The following is a 20,321-nucleotide window of genomic DNA, read 5'->3' as shown; positions in this document are numbered from 1 at the left end:
CCACCCCGCCCCACCAACACACAGCCCAGCGCTTTTGACGTTGACGTTGCCGTTGACGTTGCCGTTGCTTCGGCAGGTGCCGGGCGCAGCCCGGCAAACAAAACCTCAGCCCGATTTGCGCCGGAACAGCATCGCCGAAATGCCCAGCATCAGGATCGGCGGCAGTGCGTACGCCACCCGGTAATCAAACTTCAACGCACCGGCCATCCGCCCGAAGAACAGCTGCAGCAGCCAGAACCCCAGCGCGAACAGGATGCCCAGGAACAAGCGCTTGCCCATGCCACCGCTGCGCAGCGAACCGAACGCGAACGGCACCGCCGCCAGGCACAACGCCAGCACGTTCACGGGATAGAACCAACGGCTCCAGTACACGTCCTCGTAGTCACGCGCATCCAGGCCATTGCGCTCGCGGTATTCGATGCTGGTACGCAGGTCAGCCGCACGCAGGTTGCGCGGCCGCGAAATACCGGTCGCCAGCGCCGCCGCATCCAGCTGCGAATCCCACTTCTCGCTTGGCACTTCCTCGCGCGTCAGTGAACGGTCGCCGAAAATGTCCCGGCGCACCTGCTTCAGCATCCAGCCGGATGCATCGTGCTCGGCAGTGACGGCATGGGTCAGCGACACGATCTCGCCCTCCGGGCCGATGCGGTACATGCGCACGTCGTGCAGCACCAGGCGCGTGCCGCCACCCTCGACCAGCTGCTCCTCACCGCCCTGCGCGTTGAGGAAGGTATCGCCCTCGCGGGCCCAGACACCGGCGTAGCGGGCCACGGACATGTCGCCGCCGCGCTTGGCGCTCATGCGGATGTTGTCGGCGCGCTCCTGCCCCCACGGTGCGAGCGTTTCGCCGCTGACCACCATCGCGCCGGTCAGCAGCGAAAGCGCGACCGCCACCGACAGGCTCAGGCGACGCCGCGACAGGCCCAGTGCGCGCAGCGCGGTCAGTTCGGACGTCGCCGCCAGCTGGCCCAGGCCCATCAGCGAGCCGATCACCGCCGCCGTGGGGAAGAAGGTGTAGGCGCGCCGCGGCACGGTGTACAGCACCCAGGCCGCCGCATGGCCCAGGGTATAGCCGTTCTTGCCGACATCCTTGAACTCGCCGGAGAAGGCCATCACCACGTCCAGCCCCACCAGCACCGCCCAGGTCAGCAGCACGGTGCCGAACACCGCCCGGCCAAGGTAGTAATCGAAACGCATCGGACGCGGAATCATGCGGTCACTCTCTTCGGTCGCGACAGGTGGCCGTCACGCAGGTACATCCAGATCGCCAGCCCCAGCAGCGGCAGGGTCAGCCACCACAGGCCGAGCCCATCGGGCACCTTGCCATCGGCGATCCAGCCGGTGCCGATGAACATCAGGTTCATGCCCACCATGTAGGCCAGGAAGGCCAGCATCATCCGGCCGTAGCGCTGCTGGCGCGGCGAGCTGCGCGCCAGCGGCACGGTCAGCAGGGCGAAGGCCAGCGCGATCAGTGGCGGGGCGATGCGCGAATGCAGCTGCGCCTTGGCCTGCGGGCGCTTGTCGCCGATCAGCTGGCTGGTCGGCAGCAGTTCCGGGTCATCGGACTGGCGGGTCTGCGCGCCGTCGGGCATCGCCACGTCGTTGCGCGCGAAGGTCGCCAGCCGGTAGCCCTTGCCGCCGTCGGCGGGGCCTTCGATCTGGTGGCCGTCGTTCAACTGCAGGTAGCGGCGGTCCTTGCCCTCGAAGAACAGCTTGCCGCTGGCGGCCGATACGACCTCGATGCGGCCCTCGCGGGCGCGGTTCATGAACACCCGGCCCAGTCCGGTGCCATCCGGGGAAATGGAGGACAGATACACCACCCCGCCGTTGGACAGGTTGGTGAAGCGCCCCGACTCCAGGCCGGCCATCAGCACGCTGCGGTTGGCCTGGTCGATCATCTGCTCGCTGGTACGGTCGGCCCAGGGACCCAGCCACAGCGAACAGGCACCGATCAGCCCGACCACCGGCAGCACCAGCAGCAGCAAGGGTTTGAGCAGGCGCCGCGGGCCCACGCCGATGGCGGTGATGACCGCCATTTCCGAGTCGCGGTACAGCCGGGCGACCGCCAGCAGCAGGCCCAGCATCAGCGCCAGCGGCAGGATCAGCGGCATGTAGACGATGAACTGCAGGCCCAGCTGTGAGAACAGCAGGCGGGCAGGCAGGCGCCCATCGGCGATGTTGCCAAGGATATCCACCAGCACGCCGCCCACGCTGACAACCAGCAGGACGATCAGGGTGGCCAGGAAACTCTGGACGAAATCGCCCAATAGATAGCGGTCGAGCTTCAACATGGGCCGTGGTTTAAACTCTCAGGTTCGTTCGCGGGTCCGCCCAGTCTACTGGCTGGACGTAAACGGTCCGCGATTGTACGGATATGCCAACGGAATCTGATCAATGGCCCTGCAATTCACCCTGAACCAAGCGTCGCCGACCTCTGCCGGGGTCGACTGCGTGGTCGTCGGCGCCTTCGCCGATCTTTCCCTGTCGCCCGCCGCGCAGGCGCTGGACGCCGCCAGCGGCGGTCGCCTGGCCGCCCTTGCCCAGCGCGGCGATGTCTCCGGCAAGACCGGTGCCACCACCCTGCTACACGACCTGCCGGGCGTCAGCGCCCCGCGCGTGCTGGTGGTGGGCCTGGGTGATGCCGCCCGCTTCGGCGTGCCGCAGTACCTGAAGGCCATTGGCGACGCCGTGCGCGCGCTGAAGACCGGCGCCAGCCGCAGCGCGCTGTTCACCCTGGTCGACCTGCCCGTCAAGGACCGCGACGCGGCCTGGGCGATCCGCCAGGCGATCATCGCCGCCGACCACGCCAGCTACCGCTACACCGCCACCTTCGGCAAGAAAAAGGCCGAAGACGCCGGCCTGCAGCAGCTGGCGATCGCCGGCAGCGACGAACAGGCCCTGCTGCAGGGGCAGGCCATCGCCAGCGGCGTGGAGTTCGCCCGCGAGCTCGGCAACCTGCCGCCGAACTTCTGCAACCCGGCCTACCTGGCCGACGTGGCGGTGAAGTTCGCCGGTGAGCACGACGGCGCCGAAGCGGAGATCCTGGACGAGACGCAGATGGAAGCGCTGGGCATGGGCTCGCTGCTGGCCGTCGCCCGCGGTTCGGCCAACCGTCCGCGCCTGGTGGTGCTGAAGTGGAGCAACGGCGGCGACGCCAAGCCCTACGTGCTGGTCGGCAAGGGCATCACCTTCGATACCGGTGGCGTCAACCTGAAGACGCAGGGCGGCATCGAGGAAATGAAGTACGACATGTGCGGTGGCGCCAACGTCATCGGCACCTTCGTGGCCACCGTCAAGGCGCAGCTGCCGCTGAACCTGGTCGTGGTGGTGCCGGCGGTTGAAAACGCGATCGACGGCAATGCCTACCGCCCGTCCGACGTCATCACCTCGATGTCCGGCAAGACCATCGAAGTGGGCAACACCGATGCCGAAGGCCGCCTGATCCTGTGCGACGCGCTGACCTACGCGCAGCGCTTCGAACCGGCCGCGCTGGTCGACGTGGCCACCCTGACCGGCGCCTGCATGGTGGCCCTGGGCCACCAGACCGCCGGCCTGATGACCAAGCACGACGACCTGGCCAACGAACTGCTGGCCGCCGGCGAGCACGTGTTCGACCGCGCCTGGCGCCTGCCGCTGTGGGACGAATACCAGCCGATGCTGGATTCCAGCTTTGCCGACGTCTACAACATCGGCGGCCGCTGGGCCGGTGCGATCACCGCCGGCTGCTTCCTGGCGCGCTTCACCGAAGGCCAGCGCTGGGCCCACCTGGACATCGCCGGCGTGGCCAGCGACGAAGGCAAGCGCGGCATGGCCACCGGTCGCCCGGTCGGGCTGCTGAGCCAGTGGCTGCTGGACCAGGTCGCTCGCGCCTGATCCACTGTCGCCCTGTGGCCGGCCTCCGTGCCGGCCATGACACGGCCCGGTTTCGACCGGGTCTTCGCCTGCAACCCGGACCCCGCCATGCCCCGCGCCGATTTCTACCTGATTGCCAAGCCCCGCTTCCTGACCGAGCCGCTGCGCCTGGTCTGCGAACTGGCGCGCAAGGCCAACGATGCCGGGCTGTTCACCCTGGTGCTGGCGCGCGACCAGGCCCAGGCCGAAGAACTGGACGAGCTGCTGTGGTCCTTCGATGCGGAGGCCTACATCCCGCACCAGATCGCCGGCGAAGACATGGATGAAGAAGAGGCGCTGGTGCTGATCGCCGTGCCCGGTGGCGTTGAACCGGCGCGCCCGCTGGTGATCAACCTGCGCGATACGCCCTGGATGGGCGAATGCGAGCGCGTGCTGGAAGTGGTGCCGGCCGACCCGGACGCACGCGAGCCGCTGCGCGAGCGCTGGCGGCAGTACAAGGACGCTGGTTACGCTCTGTCCAAGCACGACATGTAAGCCGGCGCCGGGCCTGCGCTGCCCTTGATGCGCCGAACGATCGCCCTGAATTCCCCCCGAACATCTCCTGGTTGCCCCGCATGACCCGACTCGACTCCAGCTACGACCCGACGTCCTTTGAAACGGACACCTACGATGCCTGGGAAAAGGCTGGCCACTTCAAGCCGTCGGGCAAGGGCGAGCCGTACACCATCCTGCTGCCGCCGCCGAACGTGACCGGCACGCTGCACATGGGCCATGCCTTCCAGCAGACCCTGATGGACGCCCTGGTGCGCTACCACCGCATGCGCGGCTACGACACGCTGTGGCAGGTGGGTACCGACCACGCGGGCATCGCCACCGAGATGGTGGTCGGCCGCAACCTGGCGCTGGAAGGCAACGGCGAGACGCGCGATACGCTGGGCCGCGAAGCCTTCATCGGCAAGGTATGGGAATGGAAGCAGCAATCCGGTGACACCATCGAGCGGCAGATGCGCCGCCTCGGCACGTCGGCCGACTGGTCGCGCAGCACCTTCACCATGGACCCACAGCCCTCGCAGGCGGTGATCGAAGCCTTCGTGCGCTGGCACGAACAGGGCCTGATCTACCGCGGCCAGCGCCTGGTCAACTGGGATCCGGTGCTGAAGACCGCGATCTCCGACCTGGAAGTGGAGAGCGCCGAGGAAGACGGTTTCCTCTGGTCGATCGCCTACACGCTGGACGACGGGCTGACCTACGAGCACGTCGAGCGTGATGCCGATGGCGTGGAAACGCTGCGCGAAACCCGCGATTACCTGGTCGTGGCGACCACCCGCCCGGAGACCCTGCTCGGCGATACCGCGGTGATGGTGCACCCCGAAGACGAACGTTACCTGCACCTGATCGGGCGCAGCGTGACCCTGCCGCTGACCGGCCGCAGCGTGCCGGTGATCGCCGATGACTACGTCGACCGTGCCTTTGGCACCGGCGTGGTCAAGGTCACCCCGGCGCATGATTTCAACGATTACCAGGTCGGCCTGCGCCACAACCTGCCGATGATCAACCTGTTCACCCCGGTGGCGGCGATCAATGACAACGCCCCTGAGCGTTTCCGCGGGCTGGACCGCTACGACGCGCGCAAGGCCGTGCTGGCCGAGCTGGAAGACCTGGCGGTGCTGGTGGAAACCAAGCCGCACAAGCTGCAGGTGCCGCGCGGCGACCGCACCGGCCAGGTGATCGAGCCCTACCTGACCGACCAGTGGTTCGTGAAGATGGACGAGCTGGCACGGCGTGGCCTGGAGCTGGTCGAAGGGACCGATGGAAAACCGGGTGCGGTCGGCTTCGTGCCGCCGAACTGGATCAACACCTACCGCCACTGGATGACCAACATCCAGGATTGGTGCATCAGCCGCCAGCTGTGGTGGGGCCACCGCATCCCGGCGTGGTTCGATGCAGCAGGCACCTGCTACGTCGGCCGCGACGAGGCCGAAGTGCGCGCGGCCAACGGGCTGGGCCCCGAGATCGCGCTGACCCAGGAAAGCGACGTGCTGGAGACCTGGTTCTCCTCGCAGCTGTGGCCGTTCTCCACGCTGGGCTGGCCGAACGCACAGGCGATGGCCGAGCGCGGTTTCGACCGTTACCTGCCGTCCTCGGTGCTGGTCACCGGCTTTGACATCATCTTCTTCTGGGTCGCCCGGATGATCATGGCCACCGACAACCTGACCGGCAAAGTGCCGTTCAAGGATGTCTACTTCACCGGCCTGATCCGCGATGGGCAGGGCCAGAAGATGTCCAAGTCCAAGGGCAACGTGCTGGACCCGCTGGACATCATCGACGGCATTTCCATCGAGGACCTGGTGGCCAAGCGTACCGGCGGACTGATGCAGCCGCGGGCCGCTGAAAAGATCGAAAAGGCGACGCGCAAGGAGTTCCCGGACGGCATCGCCGCGCACGGCGCCGATGCGCTGCGCTTCACCATCGCCGCGCTGGCCACCCACGGCCGCGACATCAAGTTCGACATGAACCGCGCCGAGGGCTACAAGAACTTCTGCAACAAGCTGTGGAACGCCAGCCGCTTCGCGCTGATGAATACCGAAGGCGCTGCATTCGACGGCGCGCCCAAGCCGCGCACCGATGCCGAGCGCTGGATCCTCGCGCGGCTGGCGGCCACCACTGCCGAAGCGCAGGGCCACTTCGCCGCCTACCGTTTCGACCTGCTGGCGCAGTGCCTGTACGAGTTCGCCTGGAATGAATTCTGCGACTGGTTCCTGGAGCTGAGCAAGCCGGCCCTCAACGGTCCCGACGCGGCCGATGCAGACAGCACCCGCCACACCGTGCTGTACGTGCTGGAAGCGCTGCTGCGCCTGCTGCATCCGCTGACGCCGTTCATCACCGAACAGCTGTGGCAGCAGGTGGCGCCGCGCCTGGGCATCGGCGGCGATTCGCTGTCGCTGCGTCCCTACCCCAGCGCCGAAGAGTTCGCCGGTGACTATGCCCAGGCCGAAGCGGACGTCGAATGGCTGAAGGCAGTGATCAGCGCCGTGCGCCGCGTGCGCAGCGAGCTCAACGTGGCCCCGTCCCGGTTGGTGCCGCTGCGCCTGCAGGCCGGGCTGGCGCAGGACCGCGTGCGCATCGAACGCTTCGCGGCCTCGCTGTCGTTCCTGCTGAAACTGGACACCATCCAGTGGCTGGCCGAAGGCGAATCCGCTCCCCCGGCGGCACCGGCGATCGTCGGCGAGCTGAAGCTGCTGGTGCCGCTGGAAGGGCTGGTCGACCTGGATGCCGAACGCGCGCGCCTGGACAAGGAACTGGCCCGCGTGCAGGGCGAAAAGGAAAAGAGCGAGGCCAAGTTGGCCAAGTTCACCGACAAGGTGCCGGCGGCGGTGGTCGAGCAGGAGCGCGTGCGCCTGGTCGAATGGACCACCCAGCTGGCCGGCCTGCAGGAACAGCGCGCCAAGCTGTAACGCACGACAGCGGTAGTGACGGCCGCTGGCCGTCATGCGCTTCGGGCGGCCGCTGCGCTCGCCGAGCACGGCTCGGCGCTACCTGATCGCCTGCCCGGTAGTGACGGCCGCTGGCCGTCCCGCGCTTCGGGCGGCCCGCTGCGCTCGCCGAGCACGGCTCGGCGCTACCTGGCTTACAGCGGCGGCATCCTGTCGATGTCGTCGGCCACCAGTTCGATGGCCATCACCAGCGCATCCTCGCGGCCGTCGGCGGCGGGGTAGTAACGCGGACGACGACCGATCTCGTTGAATCCTTCGCTGTGGTACAGCGACAGCGCCGGCGTATTGGTCGGCCGCACTTCCAGGAACACGCGCTGCACGCCGCGGTCACGGGCCAGGCCGACGATGGCGCGCAGCAACTGGCGCCCGCGTCCGTGGGACTGGTTCAGCGGATCCACGCAGATGTTCAACAGGTGGGCTTCGTCGGCGGCGATGCTCAACAGCGCATAGCCCACCAGCAGGCCGTCCTCTTCCATTGCCAGACCGGGATAGCCCGCCCGCAGGCAGTCCAGGAAGATGCCGCGCGTCCAGGGGTACGGGTACCCCCGCTCCTCGATCACCATCACTGCGTTGAGGTCACTTTCGCGCAGCGCACGCACGCTGGCCTGCGCCGGACGGGCCACCGCACTCATGCCTGGCGCCCCTTGCGGCGCAACGCACGCAGGGTTGGCCACAGCGCGCGCTTGGCGGCCGGATCGGCGCGCAGGGCGTCCAGCGGCCAGCTGTCCATCAAGGCCTGCGTCTGTGGATCATTGGGATTGCAGCCCGAGGCACGCAGCAAGGCGATCTGCAGGCGATCCGGCAGGCGTACCGACGGGCGCCGTGCAGCATTGGCGCGCGGCGCCGCATCGGCGTCGCTCTGTTCCCCGGCAGCCGGGCGCGGGGCGACCGGCGTGCGCGGGGCAACCGGTTCCGGCGCGGTGCGCGGTGCCGGCGGCGCCTGCCGGGTCACTGCAGGACGTGATGCCACCGGGGCGACGCTCAGTTCAACCGACTGCGGCTCGATCGCCTGCGTCATGGCCGCCGCAGCGGCAGCGGCTTCCAGCTCGGCCGCCAACGTGCCTTCATGCAGCACGCTGTAGCCCATCGCCTGCAGCCAGGCCTGCTGGGCCGGAGTCCACAGGACGGGCAGGTCGGTACTCACGCCGCGTCCGGGCGCTTTCGCAGGCGCTGCATGGCCCACATCACCAGCCCGGACAGCGCGTAGATCACGCCCACTGCCAGCAACACACGCGGCAGGTCGATCACCGCGATGGCGATGCCGATGGGCAGCAGGGCCAACACCAGGAACGGCACGCGGTCGGCACGCGGGCCTTTCGCCCCGCCGCCCTTGAAGCTCCAGAAGCGGATCCGGCTGACCATCAGCAGGGCCGACACCAGGGTAACCCCCAGCGCCACGTAGCGCAGCTGCTCACCGGTCCAGCCCAGGGTGCCGTCGGCGAAGGCCCAGACGAAGGACATCATCAGGCCGGCTGCGGCCGGGCTGGCCAGGCCGACGAACCAGCGCTTGTCCACCACCGCCACCTGGGTATTGAAGCGGGCCAGGCGCAGCGCGGCGCAGGCCGCGTACAGGAAGGCGACCGCCCAGCCGACGCGGCCGAGCAGTTCACCGTCGAACTTCAGCGAAGACAGGGCCCAGTGGTACATCACCAGCGCCGGCGCCATGCCGAAGCTGACCAGGTCGGCGAGCGAGTCGTACTGCACGCCGAATTCGCTGCTGGTGCCGGTCAGGCGGGCGACCCGGCCATCCAGCCCGTCCATGACCGCGGCCACGAACACTGCGATGCTGGCGTAGACGAAATCACCGTTGGCCGCGGCGATGATCGCGTAGAACCCGGCGAACAGGCCCGCCGTGGTGAACAGGTTGGGGAGCAGGTAAATGGTGCGCGAACGCGGCGGCGGCGGTGTGATGGGATCCATGCCCCGAGTTTAATCGACTTGCCAGCCGACGGCTGCGGTGCTGCAATCACGCTTTCCCGCCGGTCAGGCCTGGAGTCTCCATGCGTACCCTGTTCTGCTTGAGTTTCCTGCTGTTGGCCAGCGCATCGGCGTTTGCCGGTCCGGTCTACAAGTGGAAGGACGCCAATGGCGTGACCCAGTATTCGGAGAGCCCGCCCGCCGGCAAGGCCTTTGAAACCCGGCAGCAGACCCGCGACCCGGGCAATCCGCCGGCAGCGGCGGCGACCGACACGCCGCTTGCCCCGCAGTGCGTCACCGCGCGGGCCAACCTGGCGCTGCTCGATGGCAGCGGTCCGGTCATGCAGGACACCAACGGTGACGGCACGGCCGAAACCGCGCTGGACGACACCCAGCGCGCCAACCAGCGCGCGCTCGCCGAAGCGGCCGCCAAGGCCTACTGCCCGCAGGCCTGAAACCCGCCCGCTGCCCACGACAGGCGCCGGGCTGGCAGAATAACGGCTTCCGCCGTTAGATGATGCCGACGATGCGCCTGTCCCAGTTCCACCTGCACACCACCAAGGAAACCCCCAGCGACGCCGAGCTGACCAGCCACCGGCTGATGCTGCGCGCGGGGATGATCCGCAAGCTCGCCTCCGGCCTGTATATCTGGTCGCCGCTGGGCCTGCGCGTGCTGCGCAAGGTCGAGCGCATCGTCCGCGAGGAAATGGAAAATGCCGGCGCGGTCGAACTGCAGATCCCGACCATCCAGCCGCGCGAGCTGTGGGAAGCCACCGGGCGCTGGGAGAAATTCGGCCCGCAGCTGCTGAAGATCAAGGACCGCAAGGAGCAGGAGTTCTGCTACAGCCCCACCGCCGAAGAAGCGCTGACTGATTTCGCGCGGCAGGAACTGTCCAGCTACAAGCAGCTGCCGGTCAATTTCTTCCAGATCCAGACCAAGTTCCGCGATGAGATCCGGCCGCGCTTCGGGGTGATGCGCGCGCGCGAGTTCCTGATGAAGGACGCCTATTCCTTCCACCTGCACGACGAAGACCTGGTCCGCGAATACGAAAACATGAAGGCGGCCTACAGCCGTATCTTCACCCGGCTGGGGCTCGATTTCCGCATGGTGCAGGCCGATTCCGGCGCCATCGGTGGCGATGCTTCGCAGGAATTCCATGTCATCGCCGATTCCGGCGAAGACGCGCTGGTGTTTTCGACCGGCTCGGATTATGCGGCGAACATGGAAGCGGCCGTGGCCGCCGAGCCCGCGGCCCGCGCCGCCGCGGGTGAGGCGATGCGCAAGCTTGAAACCCCGACCCAGAAGACCTGCGAAGACGTGGCCGCATTGCTGGGGCTGGCATTGCAGCGCACGGTCAAATCGGTCGCGCTGATGGCCGGCGAAACCTTCGTGCTGGCGCTGGTGCGCGGTGACCATGAGGTCAACGAAATCAAACTGGCCAAGGTGCCCGGCCTGTCCGACCACCGGTTTGCCACCGAGGCGGAAATCAGCGAATACCTCGGCTGCGTGCCCGGATTCCTGGGCCCGGTGGGTCCGGCCAAGGCGATCCGTGTCGTCGCTGACCCGGAAGTGGCCGCACTGGCCGATTTTGTCGTTGGCGCCAACGAAGTCGGTTTCCACCTGGCCGGCGTCAACTGGGGCCGCGACCTGCCGGAGCCGGAGATCGCCGATATCCGCAACGTGCAGGCCGGTGACCGCGCCCGCGACGGCGGCGAGCTGAAGATCGCCCGCGGCATCGAAGTGGGCCACGTTTTCCAGCTGGGCCGCCAGTATGCGAAGGCGCTGAACGCCACCGTGCTCGATGAAAATGGCAAGGCCGCGGTGCTGAGCATGGGCTGCTATGGCATTGGTATTTCGCGCATCGTCGCCGCCGCCATTGAACAGAACCACGACGAAGCCGGCATCGTCTGGCCCGAGGCGATGGCGCCGTGGCAGGCGGTGGTGTGCGTGATCAATCCCAAGGGCGACGCTGCCGTGTCCGCCGCCGCTGCCGAGCTGCTGGAATCGCTGCGTGCCGGCGGGCTGGATGCCGCACTGGACGACCGCGGCCTGCGCCCCGGCGCCATGTTCGCCGACATGGAATTGATCGGCATTCCGCACCGCGTGGTGGTTTCCGAACGCGGCCTGGCCGCAGGTACTTTCGAATATCGCTCACGCAGCGCGAGCGAGGCCGAGAGCCTGGATCGCGACAGCCTGATGCGCAAACTGCTCGGGTAAAAGAATAAAAGCCGGGTTAATCCCGGCTTTTCTTTTGCTGTTCACCCCGGAAGTGCTATTTCCTGTTTGTGCTTGCAGTAAATGCACATTACTCTTGGGCCCGAGCCAAGGACTGGCAGACCCTTTCCATATTGTCTGGAGCACTGCATGAGTATTGATCTGACCGGTCTGTCGGCCCGTGAACTGGGTGCACTGATCCGCACCGCCAAGAAGCAGCAGACCATCGTCGCCAAGCGTCGCCCGATCACCAAGGTCCGCGCCCAGCTGGAAAAGCTGGCCAAGGTCGAGGGTTACAGCATCGAAGAACTGTTCGGCGGCGCACCCGCACCGCGCGCCCGCAAGGCCGCGACCAAGGCACCGTCCAAGACCGCCGGCCGCAAGCTGGGCAAGGTTGCCCCGAAGTACCGCAACCCGGCCAACACCAAGGAAACCTGGACCGGCCGCGGCAAGCAGCCGCGCTGGCTGGCCGAGCTGACCAGCAAGGGCAAGAAGGTTGAGGATTACCTGATCAAGAAGGCCTGAAACCCCTCGCGATCATCAAAAACGCCGGCTGCGAAGCCGGCGTTTTTTTGTCCCCGCAACAGCGTGACGACCAACGGTCGTCACCCACCACGACCAACGGTCGTCACCCACCACGACCGCCGGCGGTCACCCACCACAGCCCGCCGCGCTTCTTTCTTTTCATCCGCGGCAGTCAGCGCCGGAATGTGTCGGGGCGCCGGGCGGGTGGGGTCTGCAGGACGCTGAGCCGCATGGATGCGGCGACGCAGCCTACAAGGACGTACTTGCGGCGTGTCCTGCAGACCCCACCCGCCCGGCGCCAACACCGACCCCGTTCAACCTGGCAGCCGCGAGGGGGTTCCACCCGTTCGCCAACCACAAACCTACAGCGTCTTCCGCGCCGGAATCAGCAGGTTTCCGAACAACAACCCAGCCACCAGCGCCATCACCACGTTCAACACGGTCAGGAACACCCCCTGCCCCGCCCCGACATCCTGCTGCTGCACCAGCGTCAGCACCCCACGCAGGCTGGTACTGCCGGGCACCATCATGATGATGCCCGGCAAGCGGATGATCGCCCCCGGTCGCTGCACCAGCCGGCCAAACAGATTGCCCGCCGCCGTCAGCAGCATCGCCGAAAGGAAGATACCCGCCGGCGCCCCCCACGCATGGCCAGCGAATTTGGAAATCGCATAGCCGGCCACGCAGGCCGCCAGCACCCACGGAAAATCGCGCCGGCTGGCCTTGAACAGCATCGCGAAGGCGAACGCCGCGATCAGCAGCGCCGACCACTCCACCCACGCGCCCTGCGGCCGCGAAGCGCGCACTACCGGGTCCAGCCCGATCACATCGGCCAACGTCACCGCGATCATCGCACCCACCGTCAGCTTCATGATGGTGGTCAGCGCCCCGGCCACCCGCGCCGTGCCGGATACCCAGTGCTGGCTGGCCAGCTCGTTCACCGCATTGGTCAGCGACATACCCGGCAGCAGGATCACCAGCGAGGCGATCACCACGGTATTGAGGTTGAGCGCGCCGACATAGGTGGCCACCAGCGTGGCGACCAGCCCCGCCAACAGCGCCGCCAGCGCTTCACTGGCCTCCTTGGTCGCCGCGCGTCTGCTGGTCCAGCGCCCCAGCAGGCCGATCAGCAGCCCGATCGCGCCAGCGGTGGCGATGTCCAGCCACGGCAGTTTCCAGAGCCCGGCCACACCGGCCGCGCCCAGGCTGTAGGACAGCACTTCCTTGACCTTTCCGCGCAGCCCGGGATCAGCGTCCAGTTGGCGCAGCGCGGTGTGTCCCTGGGCCAGGCTCATCCGGCCGTTTGCGACATCCTCGGCAATGCGATCGGCGACGCTGAGTTTATGCAGATCATTTTCGCCAGGCGCCAGCCGGATCACGCGGGTGATGTCGCTGGAACCAATCGCCTTGGCCGGATCGCTGAAGCTCAGGATGATCCCGGTCGGGTTCGACCAAGGTTCGCAATCCAGTCCCAGCTGCTGGGCCAGGGCCACCACGGCGGCCTCCAGGCGCTGGGCGGTGGTGCCGTAGCTGTGCAGGCGCCCGGCGATCTCACAGACGAACGCCACGCGCTGCGCGTAGGTGGCGGGGGGCGAAGCAATCGGGGAGGCGTCTACAGGCATGCGCGGTAGTATTACCCAGCCCCGGCCCGTGCAGAAGGACATTCGGACAGGACCTACGCTGCATGCGACATGCACACGCTATGCTGCATCCTTGATGCCGACCATGATCTCCGACCAGACCCCCAAGATCGAACGCGATGCCAATGAACCGGGCCGCATCCGCCTGTCCGGTCGCTGGACGCTGCACACTGCCCTGCAGGCCGCCGAGGTGCTGCGCGAGGTTCCCGAAACCCTGACCGCCATCGATGCCACCGGCATCGACCAGCTGGATTCGGCCGGCGTGCTGCAGTTGCTGCGGGTGGCCCACCGCGCCGACCTGGGCCAGGACGCGCTGCAGTTCCGCGAGGACCACCAGGCACTGGTCTGCACGATCGAAGAGGTGGCCGACGACCGGCCCAAGCCGAAGCGTGATTTCGGCGTGCTGGCCGCGCTGGACCGGCTCGGCCGCAGCATGCACGCGACCGGCCAGAACATCGTGGCGCTGGCCAGCTTCCTCGGCGAAAGCCTGGTCAAGGGCGCGCGGCTGCTGAAGGAGCCACGCCGTTTCCGGCTGACCGCCACCGTGCACCAGATGGAACAGGTCGGACTGGATGCGGTGCCGCTGGTGGCCCTGCTTTCCTATCTGGTCGGCGCGGTGATCGCCTTCCTCGGTTCGACCATCCTGCGCGACTTCGGCGCGGAGATCTACGTGGTCGAGCTGGTCAGCATCGCCTTCCTGCGCGAATTCGCGGTGCTGCTGACCGCCATCGTGCTGGCCGGCCGTACCGCCAGCGCGTTCACCGCGCAGATCGGTGCGATGAAGGCACGCGAGGAGATCGACGCGATGAAGACGCTGGGCCTGGATCCGATGGACCTGCTGGTGCTGCCGCGCATTGTCGCCCTGCTGATCACCCTGCCGCTGCTGACCTTCATCGCGATGGTCGCCGGCCTGGCAGGGGGTATCACGGTCGGCGCCTTCGACCTGGATATTCCCCCGCAGATGTACATCGCGCGCATGTACGACACGATGGAAGTGCGCAACATGCTGGTCGGCCTGTCCAAAGCCCCGGTGTTCGCACTGGTGATCGGCCTGATCGGCTGCCTGGAAGGCCTGAAGGTGGAAGGCACCGCGCAGTCGGTCGGTGAGCGCACCACTTCCAGCGTGGTCCAGGCCATTTCGCTGGTGATCATCCTCGACGCCTTCGCGGCGCTGTGGTTCATGCAGGTGGGCTGGTGATGGTGAACGACGAACGCACCGACGACATCCACGACGCCTCCGGCGAAGACGACGCGAAGCTGGCCATCCGCGTGCGCGGACTGGTCAACCGCTTCGGCAGCCAGACCGTGCACGAAGGCCTGGACCTGGACGTACGGCGCGGCGAGATCCTCGGCGTGGTCGGCGGTTCGGGTACCGGCAAGTCGGTGCTGATGCGCTCCATCCTTGGCCTGCGCAGCCCGGACGAAGGGCAGATCGAAGTGCTTGGCCGTGATGCGCGCGGGGGTGACAGCGAAAGCCGCCTGCACATCCAGCGCAACACCGGCGTACTGTTCCAGGATGGCGCGCTGTTCTCTTCGCTGACCGTCGGCGAGAACGTGCAGGTCCCGTTGAAGGAGCACCACCGCGAACTGCCCGAGCGCTGGCATTACGAGCTGGCGCTGCTGAAGGTGAAGCTGGCCGGCCTGCCCGCCGATGCGATCAACAAACTGCCTTCGCAGCTGTCCGGTGGCATGCGCAAGCGTGCCGGCCTGGCCCGTGCGCTGGCGCTGGACCCGCCGCTGCTGTTCCTGGACGAACCCACCGCAGGCCTGGATCCGATCGGCGCGGCGGCGTTCGACCGCCTGATCAAGACCCTGCAGGAAGCATTGGGGCTGACCGTCTTCCTGATCACACACGATCTGGACACCCTGTATGCCATCTGTGACCGGGTGGCGGTGCTGGCCGACCGCAAGGTCGTCGCCACTGCGCCGTTGGCCGACATCGAGAAACTGGACCATCCGTGGATCCAGGACTATTTCCACGGACCCCGCGCACGTGCTGCGCGCGGCGAACAGACCGAGAGTGCCTGAGTCATGGAAACCAAAGCCAACTACGTGCTGATAGGCGCGTTCACCCTGATCACCGGCCTGGCCCTGCTGGCCTTCGGCCTGTGGGCAGCCAAGTATTCCTCCGACCGCACCTGGCAGGAGTACCGCGTGGTGTTCCGCGAGGCGGTCACCGGCCTGACCGTCGGCAGCCCGGTGCAGTACAACGGCATCGCGGTGGGGTCGATCACCGAACTCAATCTGGTCCCGGATGACCCGCGCCAGGTGGTGGCCAAGATCCGCCTCAATTCCACCACGCCGGTGAAGACCGATACCCGCGCCAAGCTGGCCATCACCAGCCTGACCGGCCCGTCGATCATCCAGCTCAGTGGCGGCACCCCGCAGTCACCCACGCTGACCTCGGTCAACCGCGATCCGGCACCGATCATCCCGACCATGCCCTCTGCATTGCAGAACATCACCGACGTGGCCAACCGCATCGTCGAACGCATGGACCAGGTGCTCAGCGACCGCAACGTGGCCGCCATCAACGCCACGCTGGCCAACATCGAGTCGATCAGTGGCGGCCTGGCCGACCAGAAACAAGGCACCCAGGCGCTGCTGCTCAGCGCGCGCAATGCCGCGCGCAGCCTGGACGACACCCTGAAGACCACCAACGGCACCATCCAGCGGCTGGACCAGAACCTGGTGCAGCAGCTGCCGGGCATCATCGAGAAGCTCGACGCCACGATGACCAAGATGGATTCGGCCGCCGGCAATGCCGATTCGATCCTCGGCGAGAACCGTGCGGCCATCAACAGCTTCGCCAGCGATGGCCTGGGCCAGCTCGGCCCGACCCTGACCGAACTGCGCGGCCTGATCCGCGACCTGCGCCGGGTCAGCGACCGGCTTGAGAACAACCCCGCGCGCTACCTGCTGGGCCGCGACGCACCGAAGGAGTTCGAACCCGAATGAAGCGCATGCCCTCCCCGTCCGTGACGCGCCTGCTGCTGCCGGCTGCCTTGTTGGCCAGCCTGACCGGTTGTTCGATCCTCTCCAGTGGTGACCGCAAGGCGGTGACCATCTATTCGCCCGCCGTCCAGGTGAAGGTCGATCCGTCCTGGCCGACCGTCGCCTGGCAGCTGGTGCTGTCCAAGCCGAGCGCCACGCGCATGGTCGACAGCCCGCGCATCAACGTGCGTCCGAGTCCTTCGGAGCTGGAAATCTACGCGGGCGCGACCTGGGCGCAGCCGGCCACCGACATGATTGAAGACGCCCTGCTGCGCGGTTTCGAAGACTCCGGCCGGATCGCTGGGGTCGGCCGAGCGGCGGCTGGTATCCGCGCCGATTACCGCCTGGCCACCGACATCCGCCGGTTTGAATCGGATTACCGCGGCCAGCCCACGCCGACGGTGGTCATCGAAATCAACGCCAAGCTGATCCATGTGGTGGACCAGCGGGTGGTGATCGACCGCACCTTCCGCCAGGAGCAGCCGGTGGGATCGACCGAGGTGCCGGCGGTGACCGCGGCCTTCGAGAAGGGGCTCAATGCACTGACCGCCGATGTGGTGGGCTGGGCGCTGACCAGTGGGCAGAAGGATGCGGACGGCGCGTCGCTGCGCTGATGGGCTGGTGGCGGGGTCATGCCGGGGGCTGGCCGGCGGCCCTTGGCAGGCAATGTCATAATCCGGAACTGCCTGACCCGTGACTCCGCCGATGCCGCTCACCACGTCCATTGCCATGTGCACCTACAACGGCGAGCGCTTCCTGCAGGCGCAGCTGGACAGCCTGTTGACGCAGCGCCCGCTGCCGGACCAGATCGTCATCCGCGATGACGTGTCCAGCGACGGGACGGGCGAAATCCTGGCAGCCTTCGTGCCCAAGGCCGAAGCGTTGGGTATCGTGGTGGACCTGCAGGTCAATGAACGCAATGTCGGCTACCGCCGCAACTTCGATGGCGCGCTGCGTGCGTGCACCGGCGAGGTCATCTTCCTCTGCGATCAGGATGATGTCTGGCATGCGGACAAGCTGTCACGCATGTGTGCCGAGTTCGAGGCACGGCCCGGGCTGCTGGCGCTGCATAGCGATGCACGGCTGATTGATGGGGAGGGCCGATCGCTTCCCAAGAGCCTGTTTGAGTCACTGGGCATCGGCAGCCATGAGCTGGGGATGATGCATCGGGGTGATGGGCTAGGCCTGCTGTTGAAGCGCAAGATGGTCACTGGCGCGGCCATGGCAATCCGCAGGCGCGTGTTGGGCGACGCGCTTCCGCTTCCGGCGACGGAATGGGTTCATGACGCTTGGTTGGTCACGCTGGCGGCATTGACCGGTCGAGTAGACAGCCTGCGGGAATCCCTGGTGGACTATCGGCTGCATGGCGGCAACCAGCTCGGGCTTGGTGGCAACGATCCCCTGCCACGCAGTGCACGACGCAAACTGCAACTGCAGTCCGAACTCAAGCAATCAGAGATGCTGGTTGAACGCGCGCAGGCACTTGTCGTACCTCGGTCGGCAATGGCGCTTGTCACGTCCAGGCGGGACCATTTCGGCGTCCGCGCTGGCCTGCCTGCTTCTCGTGTGCGTCGTCTCCCCCAGGTGCTTGGCGAAATGGCCACAGGAAACTATCTCCGTTTCGGGCGCGGGCTGCTTTCCGCTGCGATCGATCTGATCCGCAGTTGATTCGATGCCCCATGCCAGGTCAGCGCTGGACCCACCGGAAAGTCAGGTTGGTGCGCTCGGCCTGTATCCGGGCGCTCTTCGGCAGGGCGTGCTGGTAATGGGTCTGCGCACTACCGGACATCACCAGCAGGTCGCCATGGCCGAGCAGGTAGCTGGCCTTGAGGGCATGGTCATCGCGCCTGCGCAGCAGGAAGCGGCGTGCAGCGCCCAGGCTCAGTGAAGCGATCACCGGCTGCGGCCCCAGCTCCGGCTCGTCGTCGCTGTGCCAGCCCATGCTGTCGGCGCCGCTGCGGTAGCGGTTGAGCAGCACGCTGTTGAAGCGCGTACCCAGTGCCTCCTGCAATCGATCACGCAGTGGCAGCAGGACGGCCGGCCAGGGATGCGGCAGAAAATCCGCACCGGAGTACCGGTAACGCGCATCCGCGTCGCCCATCCAGCAACTCAGCCGGGGTGAATCCACCCAGCGGCCGAACATGCGGATACGGTGGGTTTCCCACGGGATAGCTTCCAGCAACGTCGCGTGCAGTGCATCCGCCTGTACGGGAGGCAGCCACCCCGCGAGGTGGCGTACATCGGCATCAGGCAGATCCTGCGGGAACAGCATGGACATCAGCCGCGCGTGAACGCCACGCCGGTTTTCTCTGCCAGTTCGGCCTGTTCGACGCCCGGTGCGGTTTCCACCAGCACCAGCCCCTCGGCGGTGACATCGAACACCGCCAGATCGGTGATGATGCGATCCACCACGCCGACACCGGTCAGCGGCAGCGAGCATTCCTTCAGGATCTTGTGCTCGCCGTTCTTCGCGGTGTGCTCCATCAGCACCACCACGCGCTGCACACCAGCCACCAGGTCCATCGCCCCGCCCATGCCCTTGACCATCTTGCCCGGCACCATCCAGTTGGCAAGGTCGCCGCTGTCGGTGACCTGCATGGCGCCGAGGATGGCCAGGTTGACGTGGCCGCCGCGGATCATCGCGAAGCTGTCATCGCTGCCGAAGTAACTGGCGCCGGCCCGGGCGGTGACGGTCTGCTTGCCTGCGTTGATCAGGTCCGGGTCGATCTCCGCTTCGGTCGGGAACGGGCCGATGCCGAGCAGGCCATTCTCCGACTGCAGCCAGACGTCCACGCCGTCGGGAATATGGTTGGCCACCAGGGTCGGCAGGCCAATGCCCAGGTTCACGTACGCCCCATCGGTCAATTCCTGCGCAGCGCGCGCTGCCATTTCGTCACGGGTCCAGGCCATGTCAGGTGTTCTCCGTGCGCACGGTGCGTTGCTCGATGCGCTTTTCGGGCGTGGGGTTGTGCACGATGCGGTGCACGTAGATACCGGGCAGATGCACATGGTCCGGGTCGATGCTGCCTACCGGGACCACCTCTTCCACTTCGGCGATGCAGACCTTGCCGGCCATCGCGCAGGCCGGGTTGAAGTTGCGCGCGGTGCGGCGGAATACCAGGTTTCCCGCTTCGTCGGCCTTCCACGCCTTGACCAGCGCCACATCGGCGCGCAGCGCGGTTTCCATCACGTAGTGCCGTCCATCGAACTCGCGGGTTTCCTTGCCCTCGGCCACCACGGTACCGTAACCGGTGGCGGTGAAGAACGCCGGAATACCGGCCCCGCCGGCGCGCAGGCGCTCGGCCAGGGTGCCCTGCGGATTGAATTCGAGTTCCAGTTCACCAGCCAGGAACTGCCGCTCGAACTCCTTGTTTTCACCCACGTAAGAGGAAATCATCTTGCGGATCTGCCGGGTGGCCAACAGCTGGCCCAGGCCGAAGCCGTCCACGCCGGCATTGTTGGAGATCACCGTCAGGCCGCCGACCCCGCTATCGCGCAGCGCGGCGATCAGGGCCTCCGGGATGCCACACAGGCCAAAACCGCCGACCGCCAGGGTCTGGCCATCGGCGACCACGCCCTGCAGGGCCAGGGCTGCACTGGCGTAGCGCTTGTCGCGCCGCTGGCCAGTCGTTGCCGGGGTTGTCATCTACGCCCTCACCTCGTTGATGTAATCCGCCCATTCTA

General features: G+C 67.0%; 20 protein-coding genes. 11 read left to right on the top strand and 9 right to left on the bottom strand.

The genetic code is table 11. The features are described 5' to 3' along the window. Positions 1–105 precede the first annotated feature (105 nt). Both lptG and lptF read right to left on the bottom strand, forming a co-directional pair. Positions 106–1,212: an LPS export ABC transporter permease LptG gene (gene lptG / locus ABB28_RS09600; protein WP_057508414.1), complete on the bottom strand. Its 1,107-nt coding sequence runs from the start codon at positions 1,210–1,212 to the stop codon at positions 106–108. Then, positions 1,209–2,291 (bottom strand): LPS export ABC transporter permease LptF, encoded by a 1,083-nt coding sequence (gene lptF / locus ABB28_RS09595; RefSeq protein ID WP_057508413.1) that lies wholly within the window; start codon positions 2,289–2,291, stop codon positions 1,209–1,211. Before lptF ends, lptG begins: the two co-directional genes overlap by 4 nt. A gap of 103 nt (positions 2,292–2,394) precedes the next feature. Here lptF and ABB28_RS09590 point away from each other — a divergent pair, with 103 nt between their 5' ends. The 3 genes from ABB28_RS09590 to ABB28_RS09580 all read left to right on the top strand — a co-directional run bounded on the left by ABB28_RS09590 (position 2,395) and on the right by ABB28_RS09580 (position 7,307). Beyond that, positions 2,395–3,873: a leucyl aminopeptidase gene (locus ABB28_RS09590; RefSeq protein WP_057508412.1), complete on the top strand. Its 1,479-nt coding sequence runs from the start codon at positions 2,395–2,397 to the stop codon at positions 3,871–3,873. Between the two features lie 87 nt (positions 3,874–3,960). Continuing rightward, on the top strand, positions 3,961–4,386 hold the full coding sequence (locus ABB28_RS09585) for a DNA polymerase III subunit chi (RefSeq protein WP_057508411.1): 426 nt from the start codon (positions 3,961–3,963) through the stop codon (positions 4,384–4,386). Between the two features lie 80 nt (positions 4,387–4,466). Then, positions 4,467–7,307, top strand: coding sequence for a valine--tRNA ligase (locus ABB28_RS09580; protein WP_057508410.1), 2,841 nt, complete (start codon positions 4,467–4,469; stop codon positions 7,305–7,307). A gap of 173 nt (positions 7,308–7,480) precedes the next feature. On the opposite strand, the gene rimI is transcribed toward ABB28_RS09580, so the two are convergent. From rimI to pssA, 3 genes are read right to left on the bottom strand one after another with little or no spacing between them, the layout of a single operon-like run. Beyond that, positions 7,481–7,978, bottom strand: a complete 498-nt coding sequence (rimI, locus tag ABB28_RS09575) for a ribosomal protein S18-alanine N-acetyltransferase (protein ID WP_057508409.1) — start codon at positions 7,976–7,978, stop codon at positions 7,481–7,483. Continuing rightward, positions 7,975–8,490: a hypothetical protein gene (locus ABB28_RS09570; protein WP_057508408.1), complete on the bottom strand. Its 516-nt coding sequence runs from the start codon at positions 8,488–8,490 to the stop codon at positions 7,975–7,977. The genes rimI and ABB28_RS09570 overlap by 4 nt, the downstream gene beginning before the upstream one ends. Further along, complete coding sequence (gene pssA / locus ABB28_RS09565; RefSeq protein WP_057508407.1) at positions 8,487–9,266, bottom strand: CDP-diacylglycerol--serine O-phosphatidyltransferase; 780 nt, start codon at positions 9,264–9,266, stop codon at positions 8,487–8,489. The genes ABB28_RS09570 and pssA overlap by 4 nt, the downstream gene beginning before the upstream one ends. Before the next feature lie 80 nt (positions 9,267–9,346). Here pssA and ABB28_RS09560 point away from each other — a divergent pair, with 80 nt between their 5' ends. The 3 genes from ABB28_RS09560 (at position 9,347) to ABB28_RS09550 (ending at position 12,003) form a co-directional block, all read left to right on the top strand. Further along, on the top strand, positions 9,347–9,718 hold the full coding sequence (locus tag ABB28_RS09560; RefSeq protein ID WP_057508406.1) for a DUF4124 domain-containing protein: 372 nt from the start codon (positions 9,347–9,349) through the stop codon (positions 9,716–9,718). A gap of 71 nt (positions 9,719–9,789) precedes the next feature. Continuing rightward, on the top strand, positions 9,790–11,481 hold the full coding sequence (locus tag ABB28_RS09555) for a proline--tRNA ligase (RefSeq protein ID WP_057508405.1): 1,692 nt from the start codon (positions 9,790–9,792) through the stop codon (positions 11,479–11,481). A gap of 147 nt (positions 11,482–11,628) precedes the next feature. Continuing rightward, positions 11,629–12,003 carry an H-NS histone family protein gene (locus ABB28_RS09550; RefSeq protein ID WP_042615514.1) on the top strand — a complete coding sequence of 125 codons (375 nt, stop codon included), beginning with the start codon at positions 11,629–11,631 and terminating at the stop codon, positions 12,001–12,003. A 362-nt stretch (positions 12,004–12,365) separates the two neighbouring features. Here ABB28_RS09550 and ABB28_RS09545 read toward each other — a convergent pair whose 3' ends face one another. Further along, the gene (locus tag ABB28_RS09545; RefSeq protein ID WP_057508404.1) at positions 12,366–13,625 is read right to left on the bottom strand and encodes a threonine/serine exporter family protein; all 1,260 of its coding nucleotides are present in this window, start codon (positions 13,623–13,625) and stop codon (positions 12,366–12,368) included. Positions 13,626–13,728: 103 nt separating this feature from the next. On the opposite strand from ABB28_RS09545, the gene ABB28_RS09540 reads away from it, so the two are divergent. The 5 genes from ABB28_RS09540 to ABB28_RS09520 all read left to right on the top strand — a co-directional run bounded on the left by ABB28_RS09540 (position 13,729) and on the right by ABB28_RS09520 (position 18,305). Beyond that, positions 13,729–14,841 carry an ABC transporter permease gene (locus ABB28_RS09540; protein WP_057508403.1) on the top strand — a complete coding sequence of 371 codons (1,113 nt, stop codon included), beginning with the start codon at positions 13,729–13,731 and terminating at the stop codon, positions 14,839–14,841. Further along, positions 14,841–15,671, top strand: a complete 831-nt coding sequence (locus ABB28_RS09535) for an ABC transporter ATP-binding protein (RefSeq protein ID WP_057508402.1) — start codon at positions 14,841–14,843, stop codon at positions 15,669–15,671. The genes ABB28_RS09540 and ABB28_RS09535 overlap by 1 nt, the downstream gene beginning before the upstream one ends. 3 nt (positions 15,672–15,674) lie before the next feature. Beyond that, a complete protein-coding gene (locus ABB28_RS09530; RefSeq protein WP_057508401.1) occupies positions 15,675–16,601 on the top strand; it encodes an MlaD family protein in 927 nt (308 codons plus the stop codon). Positions 16,602–16,606: 5 nt separating this feature from the next. Further along, positions 16,607–17,251, top strand: a complete 645-nt coding sequence (locus ABB28_RS09525) for an ABC-type transport auxiliary lipoprotein family protein (RefSeq protein ID WP_057508418.1) — start codon at positions 16,607–16,609, stop codon at positions 17,249–17,251. A gap of 91 nt (positions 17,252–17,342) precedes the next feature. Beyond that, positions 17,343–18,305 carry a glycosyltransferase family 2 protein gene (locus tag ABB28_RS09520; RefSeq protein WP_057508400.1) on the top strand — a complete coding sequence of 321 codons (963 nt, stop codon included), beginning with the start codon at positions 17,343–17,345 and terminating at the stop codon, positions 18,303–18,305. Positions 18,306–18,324: 19 nt separating this feature from the next. Here the strand turns inward: ABB28_RS09520 and ABB28_RS09515 are convergent, their stop codons facing one another. The 3 genes from ABB28_RS09515 to ABB28_RS09505 are packed head-to-tail and all read right to left on the bottom strand — an operon-like array spanning position 18,325 to position 20,283. Beyond that, positions 18,325–18,909 carry an alpha-ketoglutarate-dependent dioxygenase AlkB family protein gene (locus ABB28_RS09515; protein WP_057508417.1) on the bottom strand — a complete coding sequence of 195 codons (585 nt, stop codon included), beginning with the start codon at positions 18,907–18,909 and terminating at the stop codon, positions 18,325–18,327. Between the two features lie 5 nt (positions 18,910–18,914). Continuing rightward, complete coding sequence (locus ABB28_RS09510; RefSeq protein ID WP_057508399.1) at positions 18,915–19,547, bottom strand: CoA transferase subunit B; 633 nt, start codon at positions 19,545–19,547, stop codon at positions 18,915–18,917. Position 19,548: 1 nt separating this feature from the next. After that, the gene (locus ABB28_RS09505; RefSeq protein ID WP_057508398.1) at positions 19,549–20,283 is read right to left on the bottom strand and encodes a CoA transferase subunit A; all 735 of its coding nucleotides are present in this window, start codon (positions 20,281–20,283) and stop codon (positions 19,549–19,551) included. Positions 20,284–20,321 lie beyond the last annotated feature (38 nt).

The organism is Stenotrophomonas chelatiphaga, assembly GCF_001431535.1.
GTDB classification, from domain to species: Bacteria; Pseudomonadota; Gammaproteobacteria; order Xanthomonadales; family Xanthomonadaceae; genus Stenotrophomonas; species Stenotrophomonas chelatiphaga.
This window is presented reverse-complemented; position numbering and strand designations above follow the sequence as displayed.

Bases quoted from the DNA above. Each gene is read 5' to 3' on its own strand.
- lptG (WP_057508414.1), bottom strand. From the start codon at position 1,212: ATGATTCCGCGTCCGATGCGTTTCGATTACTACCTTGGCCGGGCGGTG.
- lptF (WP_057508413.1), bottom strand. From the start codon at position 2,291: ATGTTGAAGCTCGACCGCTATCTATTGGGCGATTTCGTCCAGAGTTTC.
- ABB28_RS09590 (WP_057508412.1), top strand. From the start codon at position 2,395: ATGGCCCTGCAATTCACCCTGAACCAAGCGTCGCCGACCTCTGCCGGG.
- ABB28_RS09585 (WP_057508411.1), top strand. From the start codon at position 3,961: ATGCCCCGCGCCGATTTCTACCTGATTGCCAAGCCCCGCTTCCTGACC.
- ABB28_RS09580 (WP_057508410.1), top strand. From the start codon at position 4,467: ATGACCCGACTCGACTCCAGCTACGACCCGACGTCCTTTGAAACGGAC.
- rimI (WP_057508409.1), bottom strand. From the start codon at position 7,978: ATGAGTGCGGTGGCCCGTCCGGCGCAGGCCAGCGTGCGTGCGCTGCGC.
- pssA (WP_057508407.1), bottom strand. From the start codon at position 9,266: ATGGATCCCATCACACCGCCGCCGCCGCGTTCGCGCACCATTTACCTG.
- ABB28_RS09560 (WP_057508406.1), top strand. From the start codon at position 9,347: ATGCGTACCCTGTTCTGCTTGAGTTTCCTGCTGTTGGCCAGCGCATCG.
- ABB28_RS09555 (WP_057508405.1), top strand. From the start codon at position 9,790: ATGCGCCTGTCCCAGTTCCACCTGCACACCACCAAGGAAACCCCCAGC.
- ABB28_RS09550 (WP_042615514.1), top strand. From the start codon at position 11,629: ATGAGTATTGATCTGACCGGTCTGTCGGCCCGTGAACTGGGTGCACTG.
- ABB28_RS09545 (WP_057508404.1), bottom strand. From the start codon at position 13,625: ATGCCTGTAGACGCCTCCCCGATTGCTTCGCCCCCCGCCACCTACGCG.
- ABB28_RS09540 (WP_057508403.1), top strand. From the start codon at position 13,729: ATGATCTCCGACCAGACCCCCAAGATCGAACGCGATGCCAATGAACCG.
- ABB28_RS09535 (WP_057508402.1), top strand. From the start codon at position 14,841: ATGGTGAACGACGAACGCACCGACGACATCCACGACGCCTCCGGCGAA.
- ABB28_RS09530 (WP_057508401.1), top strand. From the start codon at position 15,675: ATGGAAACCAAAGCCAACTACGTGCTGATAGGCGCGTTCACCCTGATC.
- ABB28_RS09525 (WP_057508418.1), top strand. From the start codon at position 16,607: ATGCCCTCCCCGTCCGTGACGCGCCTGCTGCTGCCGGCTGCCTTGTTG.
- ABB28_RS09520 (WP_057508400.1), top strand. From the start codon at position 17,343: ATGCCGCTCACCACGTCCATTGCCATGTGCACCTACAACGGCGAGCGC.
- ABB28_RS09515 (WP_057508417.1), bottom strand. From the start codon at position 18,909: ATGCTGTTCCCGCAGGATCTGCCTGATGCCGATGTACGCCACCTCGCG.
- ABB28_RS09510 (WP_057508399.1), bottom strand. From the start codon at position 19,547: ATGGCCTGGACCCGTGACGAAATGGCAGCGCGCGCTGCGCAGGAATTG.
- ABB28_RS09505 (WP_057508398.1), bottom strand. From the start codon at position 20,283: ATGACAACCCCGGCAACGACTGGCCAGCGGCGCGACAAGCGCTACGCC.